The following is a 9,057-nucleotide window of genomic DNA, read 5'->3' as shown; positions in this document are numbered from 1 at the left end:
GCGGTGGCCATGGCGGCGTCCAGGCGGGCCAGTTCACCGGCGCGGCCGGCGAACGAGCCCGGTCCGCAGGACGGTTCGCCGCCCGCTTCCGTCGATGGCGCGGGCCGTTCGAGGTACCGGACGAGCAGGGCGGCGGCGGTCCTCCGGCGTGGCTCGGCGGCCAGCAGCGCCGTCAACTGGGCCACCACCTCCGGCATCCGGGCCTCGGACTCACCGCGCCGGGTGAGCGTCTCGACCGCGAGCCGTTCAACGGCGCGCCACCGGGCGGCGGTCAGGCGCGGCCCGGCCTCGGCGGCGAGCCGGGTGGATCCGCATCCGTCGAGGGCGGGCCCGCGCCAGAGGGCGAGCGCGGTGTGCAGCAGGCCCACGGAGTCGGCGGCGGCCTCTCCGTAGGCGGCGGCGCAGAGCCGTTCGAAGCGGTGGGCGTCGACGGCGTCCGGGTGGCCGAGCAGGGCGTAGCCGGTGCCCCGGCCGACCAGGTGGAGGCCGTCCGGGTCCTCGGGTATGGAGCCGGCCAGGGGTGTGGGGTCGGCGGCGGCGTCCAGCAGGCGGCGCACGCCGGTGACGTGGCCCTGAAGCGCGGAGCGGGCGTCGGCCGGCGGGGCGGCGCCCCAGAGCAGGCCGGTCAGCCGCTCGGCCGGGACGGTCCGGCCGAGGTCCAGGGCGAGGGCGGCGAGCAGCGCGCGCCGTTTCGGGCCGGGTTGCGGCAGTGCTCTGCCGTGGTCGTCCTGGAGCTCGAACCGTCCGAGCAGATTGATGCGCACTGCCGCTCCCCACCGCGTTCCGATCAGTCGATCAGGGTGAGAGCATAGGGAATGTCTGGATTGGTCCACACCTTTCCTGGTGAGCGCCCGTTGTCCCGAACTGCGGTACCCCTCCCGCGCCATGACGATTCGCCGGAACCACTCAGGAGGTCTCCAGCCCCAGCCCGGTGGCGCGGAAGAAGCCGTGACCGGCGAGTCGGGGCGAGAGGCCGAGGGCGAGGCGGCGGGCGGTGACCCGGCCGGGGCCGAGGCCGAAGCCGGAGTCGCCGCTGATCCCGCGCGCCGCCAGCTCGGTGGTGATCATCGTCGCCACCACTCCCGCGGTGGCCTGCGTCGGTTTCTTGAACTCGGCCTTGAACCGGTTGCCCGACGGATGCCAGCCGTCCGCCCGCATCGCCGCCGCGACCTCGGCCGGGTCGCCAGGGCGCGGGCCGACCCGCAGCAGGACGCCCTTCTCGGTGCTGTAGGCGACCGAGAGCCCGCCGCTGAGCTGCGGCGCGGCGATCGAGAAGGTGACCTTCTCGCCCGGCCGCTGCACCGGCAGCTGCTCGATCCACGCGGTCAGCAGGCACTCCAGCCCCTCCCGCAGGTGCGGCAGCGTCAGCGCGAGCCGCCCGCCCGGCAGGAGGTCGGCGGTGCCGCCGGGCGCCTGGTGGGCGAGGTGGAGCTGCCAGCTGTACCGCAGCAGGGGGAAGTCGCTGGGGCCGTCGGGGCCGCCGGACGGGCCGCCGTACTCGAAGGCGAGGCGCTCGTCCTCCTCGTACGCCGCGGCCGGTTCCGTCTCCAGCCGGATCCGGCGTCCTTCGCAGAGCAGCCGCAGCAGCCGGCCGTTCTCGCCGGCCTCGCGCCAGCGGACGTCCGGGCCGTTGGGGCCGCCGCCGAACAGGGTCGGTTCGCCGAGGACGGCGCAGACCGCCCGGTAGACCTCGCCGAACACCGCCCTCCGGTGCTCCAGCGTCAGCGGAAGCTCGTCGAAGCGGTGCAGGTCGAGCACGTCGTAGGTGCCCTCCGGAGCGGGGCGCAGGTGGGACCTGCGGCTGGCGAACGACGGCCCGAACAGCGGGTCCGCGGTGCGGATGTCGGCCCACCTCTCCCCGAAGTCGACCCGCGTCCCGGGGAGTTCGGCGGCGATCCGCTCGACCGTCTCGACCGCGCAGTGCCCGCCGGGCGCGTCGTGCAGGGCCGGGACGAACGCGGCCACCACGGCGGGCAGTTCGGGGCTGGCGTGCTCGACCTGGAGGACGTGCGGCTGGAGCGCGATCCAGGCGCGGCGGTCGTTGGCCTGGAGCAGCATGGTGCGCCGGGCGGACTGCCAGCGCAGCCCGAAGCCGTCGGCGGCGGTCGGCACGGCGATGGGCGAGCCGATCCCGCGCAACGCCTCGGAGAGCGTGCGCAGCGCGGCGCGCCGCTCCTGCTCGGGCGCGGGCGGCCGGAAGTCCAGCAGCGGGACCCAGGCCCGCCGGTAACCGTCGGCCTTGGGCGCGGTGGCGCCCAGGAACAGTTCGGCGCCGAGCGGCCGGTGGAGGCCGGCCTGCAGGCCGACGACCAGGAGGTCCGGGAAGGCCCGGCGGATCTTCCAGTCGGGCCGGGTCTCGACCAGCCGCTCGACGTCCGCCCTGGTCCAGCAGTCGTCGAGGTCGTGCAGGGTGCGGACCAGCCCGACGGTGGTGGGCAGGTCGGCGGTCCAGCTCACGGCGCTCTCGGCTCTCACACGGCCGATCATCGCAGCGGCCACCGACATCCACCGCTCAGAGCACCCACCCGTCCTGACCGTCGATCACCAGAACCTGCCCGTCCCGCAGCACGAGATGCGGGGTCCCGTCGGCCCGATACCCGGCGGCAACCCGCCCGAGGGCCGCCCAGATCGCGGGCTCGCCGTCGATGTACACGGCCGGGCCCCGCCAGTCGTTTTCCGCCGGCTACGCTCCGACCTCCCCGTCGATCGCCTCCCGCAGCAGGTCCGCGTGCCCGTTGTGCCGGGCGTACTCGTGGATCAGGTGCAGCATCACCAGCCGCAGTGAGACCTCCGACCGCCAGCGCGGCTGGTACCCGGTGACGTCCAGCGAGTGCGCCTCCCGCTCGATCCGCCGGGCGTGTTCCACCTCGGTCTCCCAGGCCGCGAAGGCCTCGGCGCGGTCGGCGCCGGCCGCGTCGTACGCGGCCTGGTAGTCGCCCTCCGGGGACCAGAGCAGCGGCACGTCCTCTCCGTTGATCACCCGCCGGAACCACGTCCGCTCGACCTCCGCCATGTGGCGCACCAGGCCGAGCAGCGTCAGTGTCGACGGCGGGCTCGACCGCAGCCTCAGCTGTTCCTCCGTCAACCCGGCGCACTTCATCGCCAGCGTCCCCCGATGGAAGTCCAGGTACGCCCGCAGCGTCTCCCGTTCCCCGCCCGTCAACGGCGGCGCGACCCGCCCGTCCTCCGTGCCCATCCCCACAGTGCTCTCCTCGTCCCCCGTGTCCCGGTGATCCGCCGCCCACTCTGCCATCCCGGTCGGCGGTAGGGTGCGGGGAGCGACGGAGCCGAAGTCACAGCGGTAGGCATGCTCATCATCCCGTACTACTCACAACCCGATTGGCCTGCGTGTTGTCGCGCGAAACCACTTCCTTCGGGTAGTTCCGTCCTAGGCATGTTTGGGTACGTACAGCGGCGCGCGTCCGCGGGAGGCCTGGGGCACCGGCACTCCCGTCCGTCGCCGCCCCCATCGGCCGCCGCCACTACACACGAGGAGCCCGAGCGAGCCATGAGCCAGGACCGCATCCCCGGACCGGTACGCCAGACCTACGGCGCCGACGATCTGTCACGGGCCGCCAGCTTCGGCGGCGGATTCATCAACTTCGGGGACTGGAGCGGCATCCGCACCACCGCGCCCACCCCGGAGGACCGGATCCGCAGCCAGGAGGACCTCTACCGCCGGGTGCTGCGGGCCTTCCCCGGGCCCCGGGAGTCGCTGCGGCTGGGCGAGGTCGGCTGCGGGCGGGGGCTCGGTGCGGCGCTCGCGCTCTGCGAGTTCCGGTTCGCGGCGGTGACCGGGGTCGACATCCACCCGGACCAGATCGAGCGCGCCCGCGCCGTCAACGCCAAGGCGCTGGCGACCTTCCCGGACCGGCTGGCCTACTCGCTGGGCTCGGCGGACGACCTGCCGTTCGCCGACGCCTCGCTGGACGGGCTGTACTCGGTCGAGGCGGCGCAGCACTTCCGCGAGCTGACCGGGTTCGCCCGCGAGGCGGCCCGGGTGCTGCGGCCGGGCGGGCGGCTGGTGGTCACCAGCTTCTTCAGCGCGCCCGGGCCGGACGTCGCCGAGCGGCTGAAGATCCTGCTCGGCAGTTTCGCCAACGGCCTGGACGTCGCCCACCCGCTGGACGGGTTCACCACCGATCTCGCGGCCGCCGGGTTCACCGACGTCGGCACCGAGTCGATCGGCGCGGACGTGTGGCCGGGGCTGGACCGCTACCTGGAGGGCACCGTCCCGCCCGGCCACTGGACCCGCAACTTCCTCCACACCTGGCGCGACGGCCTGTTGGACTACCACCTGGTGACCGCCACCCGCCGCTGACCGGGCGGCGCCCGGAGCGATCCCCGCGCGCCACGGGGATCGCCCGGACCAGCGGCCCAGCGGCCCAACGGCCCGCCGGGTCAGCCCTGGTGGACCAGCAGCGCCGTCCGGACGGCCGATTCGAGCGCGCCCTCGACCCAGGCGGGCTTGGTGGAGGTGTGGTCCCCCGCGAAGTGCAGGCGCTCCTCGGAGACCGGGATGTCCGGGAACAGTTCGGTGTGCTGCCCGGGGAGCAGCACCGACGCCTCCCCGTAGGCGTAGTGGTCGCGCATCCACGACTGGGTCTTGCACTTGGTGGTGAAGAAGACCTCACAGCGGCGGCCGAAGACGGCCTGCACCCCGGCGAGCGCCCGCAGGTAGCGCTCCTCGTCGGCGTACGCGTCCCACTTGAGCGCGTCGTCGGCCCAGCTGTACGAGGCGAGCACCACGCCGCCGTCGCTGCCCTCCATCGGGTGGGCGTGCTCGAAGTAGACGAACCGGTTGGCGTTGTCGCTCACCGAGCCGCCGCCGCGCACATGGCTGGCCTCCGGGTCCTCGCCGAGCGGCCGGAAGTCCGCGAAGCACGTCCTGAGGTCCTCCGGGACGGTCACCCCGAGCCGCTGCACCGAGGCGTGCGCGCCGAGGTACCGGCCGTCGTCGACCCGGCCCGTCCGGTACCGCTCGTAGAGCCCGGCCTCGATGGAGTCCAGCGAGGCCTTCCACTCCTCCTCGGTGAACTCCCACCAGCGGCGGGAGAACTCCAGCAGCACCTTGGTCGCGGCGTCGTAGTGCAGTTCGGTGATCGCGCGCCGCTTGCCGTAGCCGAGCGGCGGTTCGAAGGCCACGTGCCGCAGCCCGGCGAACGGGACGGTGATGATGGCCTCGTCGCCCTCGAAGACCTCGGTGGTCCCGCCCTTGCCGCTCTGGCAGTCCTCGGAGACGGTGTGCACCCGGACCCTGCCGCCGTGCCGGTCGACGCGCACCGCGCGCCGGTCGAACCGCACCTTGCCCTTCACGGCCGCGTAGAGGGCGTCGACCAGCCGGGCGGTGCCGCCCTTGATCTCCCAGAACTTCGTCTTCGGGTCGATCAGCGCGGCGGACAGGAAGCTGTGCACGAAGGAGAGGTGCAGCCGCGAGGTCACGTTCTGGACGGTGCCGATGAGGTCGATGGTCCTGGTGTCCAGCCCGGCCTCCTCGGTGAGGTACCGGTACATCGACCAGTGGCCGTACCGCCGCAGGACGGTGGCCCAGCCCTCGACCAGCGCCGCGCCCTCCTTGCCGCGGACCAGCGCCAGCGCCGGTTCCAGCGCCTCGGTGTAGACGGCGGCGGCGGTCCGGGCGCGGTTGGGACCGGTGACGCCGAAGCTCTCGTTGACCGCCCTCGGGTCCGCCTCGTAGTCGGCCCGGCGCACGTGCAGGCCGTTGACGTGGATCCAGGTGCGGTTGGCCCGCTTCGACGGGTTCTCCACCTCCACGTCCACCAGCAGGAACTCCTGGCGCGGCAGGTCGTACTTGTCGAGCAGCGCCATCACCAGCGGATGGCTCTCCGGCAGCCGCATCGCGCCGCCCTCGGCGTACTGCTTCGGGTCGGCGAACGGCTGCTGGCCGTTCTCGTGGCCGCCGCTGCGGAAGGTCTTGATCCGGCCGCCGACCCGGTTGCCGTTGGCCTCGATGAGGACGACGTCGTGGCCGGCCCGGTTGAGCAGGTCGGCGGCGAGCAGCCCGGCCGGCCCGGCGCCGACGACCAGGACGCGCTTGGTCGCCCGGGCCCGCCCGGTCGGCAGGCCGTCGCGGACGATCTTCAGGTAGCCGGGGACGAGCGGGCGGTCGTCCTCGTCGTAGACGGCGATCGCGCGGGCCACCGTGGTGTACGCCTGCTCGTCGGTGCCCGGCGGCACGGCGGCCGGGGCGACCGAAGGGGCGAGGGCGGGGGCGACGGCCGGGCTGAGCGCGCTCGCGGGCGCGGCGGAGGCGGCGGTGAGCCCGGCGGCGAACACCGAGGCGCCGGTCATCGTGACGACGGACCGCCGCGAGGGCCCGGCCGTCGTCACCCCGCCCTCGACGGTCGCGCTCGCGGCCGTGGCCGTAGCCCTGGCCGTGGGACGGGTGGCGGAAACGTTCACATCTCTAGTGGTCATGACGCACCACTCTTGGCGCCCACACGACGCGACGGAACCGGCATCACCCGGACGGGAACATCAACCACTCGATCGGATTCGAGCTCCCCCCGCACATTGACGCCCGGTCCGGACGAGTCCCGCACGCGATGGTCCGCGCCCCGCTGGGCAGACACCTCGTGGGCGGCGCCCTCACGAGCCGCCCCCGGCCCAGTCTCCCGCTTGGAGGACCCCGTGACCGTTCCCGCCCCCGCCACCCCGCCGCTGCGTTTCCCGCCCGGCTTCCTCTGGGGCGCCGCCACCTCCGCCTACCAGGTCGAGGGCGCCGCCGCCGAGGACGGCCGCACCCCCTCGATCTGGGACACCTTCTGCCGGACGCCCGGCAAGGTCCACCGCGGCGACACCGGCGACGTGGCGGCCGACCACTACCACCGGTTCCGCGAGGACGTCCGTCTGATGGCCGAACTCGGCCTCACCGCGTACCGGTTCTCGATCTCCTGGCCACGGGTGCAGCCCACCGGCCGCGGCCCCGCCGCCCACCGCGGCCTGGACTTCTACCGCCGCCTCGTCGACGAGCTGCTCGCCGCCGGGATCACCCCCGTCGCCACGCTCTACCACTGGGACCTCCCCCAGGAGCTGGAGGACGCCGGCGGCTGGCCCGAACGCCGCACCGCCGAGCACTTCGCCGCCTACGCGGCCCTCGCGGGCGCGGCGCTCGGCGACCGGGTCACCGAGTGGACCACCCTCAACGAGCCCTGGTGCAGCGCCTTCCTCGGCTACGGCTCGGGCGTGCACGCCCCCGGCCGCACGGACCCGGTGGCCGCCCTGCGCGCCGCCCACCACCTCAACCTCGGCCACGGCCTTGCGGTCGCGGCGCTGCGCTCCGTGCTGCCCGCCGGGGCCCGGCTGTCGGTGTCGCTCAACCTGCACGCGCTGCGCCCGCTCACGCCGTCCGCCGCCGACCGGGACGCCGTGCGCCGGATCGACGCGGTCGGCAACCGGGTGTTCCTCGGCCCGATGCTGGACGGCGGCTACCCCGAGGACCTGCTGGCCGACACCGCGCACCTCACCGACTGGTCCTTCGTCCGCCCCGGGGACCCGGCCGCGATCCACCGGCGACCGGACTGGCTGGGCGTCAACTACTACACCCCCAGCGTGGTCTCCACCGCTCCCGAGGGCGCCGAACCCGCCCGCGAGGACGGCCACGGCGCGGGCGGCGCCTCCCCCTGGCCGGGCGCCGACCGGGTCGGCTTCCACCGGCCCCCCGGCGGGCGCACCGCGATGGACTGGGCCGTCGACCCGTCCGGCCTGTACGAGCTGCTCACCGGGCTGGCCCGGCGCCACCCGGGGCTGCCGCTCGTGGTCACCGAGAACGGCGCGGCCTACCCGGACGAGCCCGGCGCGGACGGTTCCGTCGACGACCCCGACCGCACCGCCTTCGTGCACGCGCACCTCGCGGCGCTGCACCGGGCCGTCGCCGACGGCGCCGATGTGCGCGGCTACTTCCTCTGGTCGCTGCTGGACAACTTCGAGTGGGCGTACGGCTACGCCAAGCGCTTCGGCCTGGTCCACGTCGACCACCGCACCCTCGCCCGCACCCCGAAGTCCAGCGCCCGCTGGTACGCCGCGGTCGCCCGGAGCGGCGTCCTCCTCCCGCCGGGCGCCGGGTAGCGGTCCGCTTCCCCGGCCGTCTCGCCCGTCGGCCGGGGTCTCGACGGGTGTCGGCGCGGTGCAGCAGACTCTGCGGGACGGCCCCCACCGCGCCCACCAGCACCACCCGTATCCCACCGAGTACGTACGAGCGCATCGGAGAACCCCCACGGTGACTACGAGTCGACAACTGGACCTCCCCTTCGCCGACGGCCGTTCCGGCAGCGGGCCCGCCACCTGGGGCCAACGGGCCATCTGGGACAACGTCAACCGCTCCGCCCCGGCCGACCGCCCCCGCTTCAACATCACCACCGCGGCCCCGCTCGACCCGGGAATGCCGCTGCCCGCGATCCTGACCGCCCTCGGGCACCTGCTCCACCTGCACGACTCCCTGCACACCCGGCTGCTGCCCGAACCGGACGGCACCGGCCTGCGCCAGAGCGTCGACCCGGCCGGCCGGCTGACGGTGCACGTCCGTGACTGCGCGGCGGACGCCGGGCGGGACGAACTCGCCGCCGTCGGAGGCGCGTTGCACGACGAACTGGCCGGACTGCCGTTCGACTGCACCACCGAGTGGCCGATCCGGACCGGCCTGGTGGTCGCCGACGGCCTGGTACGGCACATCTCGCTGGTGCTCTCCCACACGGCGGTGGACGGCACCGGCATGGGCCTGCTGGTCCGCGACCTCAGCGAACTCGCCCTGGGCGCCTCCCCGGACGACATCCGGGCCGCCCGCTCACCCCGGCAGCCGCTGGAGGAGGCCGCGTTCCAGACCTCGGAGCGCGGCCTGAAGCGCGACGCCAACGCCCGCGCGTACACCGTGCGCAAGCTGCGCGCCGCCCCGGCCCGGCTCTTCCCGCCGAACGGCGCCGGCTCCCCAGGGCGGTTCCCGAACGCCGTGCTCGACTCGCCCGCGCTGCTGCGCGCGGTCGACACGGTCGCCGCCGCGCACCGGAGCGGCTCCTCCGCCGTCCTGCTCGCGGCGGCCGC

7 protein-coding genes are annotated in these 9,057 nt (G+C 74.5%); 2 read left to right on the top strand and 5 right to left on the bottom strand.

Annotated elements, in window-relative coordinates; translation table 11 throughout:
* From ABD308_RS06650 to ABD308_RS06635, 4 genes are all read right to left on the bottom strand, one after another.
* On the bottom strand, nucleotides 1-764 hold a 764-nt coding region (locus ABD308_RS06650), incomplete at its 3' end, for an AfsR/SARP family transcriptional regulator (protein ID WP_344328840.1).
* A gap of 142 nt (nucleotides 765-906) precedes the next feature.
* On the bottom strand, nucleotides 907-2,475 hold the full coding sequence (locus ABD308_RS06645; RefSeq protein ID WP_344328837.1) for a hypothetical protein: 1,569 nt from the start codon (nucleotides 2,473-2,475) through the stop codon (nucleotides 907-909).
* A 37-nt stretch (nucleotides 2,476-2,512) separates the two neighbouring features.
* Nucleotides 2,513-2,653, bottom strand: coding sequence for a hypothetical protein (locus tag ABD308_RS06640; RefSeq protein WP_344328835.1), 141 nt, complete (start codon nucleotides 2,651-2,653; stop codon nucleotides 2,513-2,515).
* 30 nt (nucleotides 2,654-2,683) lie between these two features.
* On the bottom strand, nucleotides 2,684-3,196 hold the full coding sequence (locus tag ABD308_RS06635; protein WP_344328845.1) for a DinB family protein: 513 nt from the start codon (nucleotides 3,194-3,196) through the stop codon (nucleotides 2,684-2,686).
* Nucleotides 3,197-3,508: 312 nt separating this feature from the next.
* Between ABD308_RS06635 and ABD308_RS06630 the strand changes: the two genes are divergently transcribed.
* Nucleotides 3,509-4,321, top strand: coding sequence for a class I SAM-dependent methyltransferase (locus tag ABD308_RS06630; RefSeq protein ID WP_344328833.1), 813 nt, complete (start codon nucleotides 3,509-3,511; stop codon nucleotides 4,319-4,321).
* An 80-nt stretch (nucleotides 4,322-4,401) separates the two neighbouring features.
* Here the strand turns inward: ABD308_RS06630 and ABD308_RS06625 are convergent, their stop codons facing one another.
* Nucleotides 4,402-6,312 carry an FAD-dependent oxidoreductase gene (locus ABD308_RS06625; protein ID WP_344328843.1) on the bottom strand — a complete coding sequence of 637 codons (1,911 nt, stop codon included), beginning with the start codon at nucleotides 6,310-6,312 and terminating at the stop codon, nucleotides 4,402-4,404.
* Nucleotides 6,313-6,651: 339 nt separating this feature from the next.
* On the opposite strand from ABD308_RS06625, the gene ABD308_RS06620 reads away from it, so the two are divergent.
* Nucleotides 6,652-8,088, top strand: coding sequence for a GH1 family beta-glucosidase (locus ABD308_RS06620; RefSeq protein WP_344328830.1), 1,437 nt, complete (start codon nucleotides 6,652-6,654; stop codon nucleotides 8,086-8,088).
* The last annotated feature ends 969 nt before the right edge of the window (nucleotides 8,089-9,057 follow it).

The organism is Kitasatospora putterlickiae (genome assembly GCF_039527695.1).
Classification (GTDB): Bacteria; Actinomycetota; Actinomycetes; order Streptomycetales; family Streptomycetaceae; genus Kitasatospora; species Kitasatospora putterlickiae.
The sequence above is the reverse complement of the archived record's forward strand: the minus strand, read 5'-3'. Positions and strand labels throughout refer to the sequence as shown.

Excerpts from the sequence above, each read along its gene's own strand:
- ABD308_RS06635 (WP_344328845.1), bottom strand. The coding sequence starts at position 3,196 with ATGGGCACGGAGGACGGGCGGGTCGCGCCGCCGTTGACGGGCGGGGAA.
- ABD308_RS06630 (WP_344328833.1), top strand. The coding sequence starts at position 3,509 with ATGAGCCAGGACCGCATCCCCGGACCGGTACGCCAGACCTACGGCGCC.
- ABD308_RS06625 (WP_344328843.1), bottom strand. The coding sequence starts at position 6,312 with ATGACCGGCGCCTCGGTGTTCGCCGCCGGGCTCACCGCCGCCTCCGCC.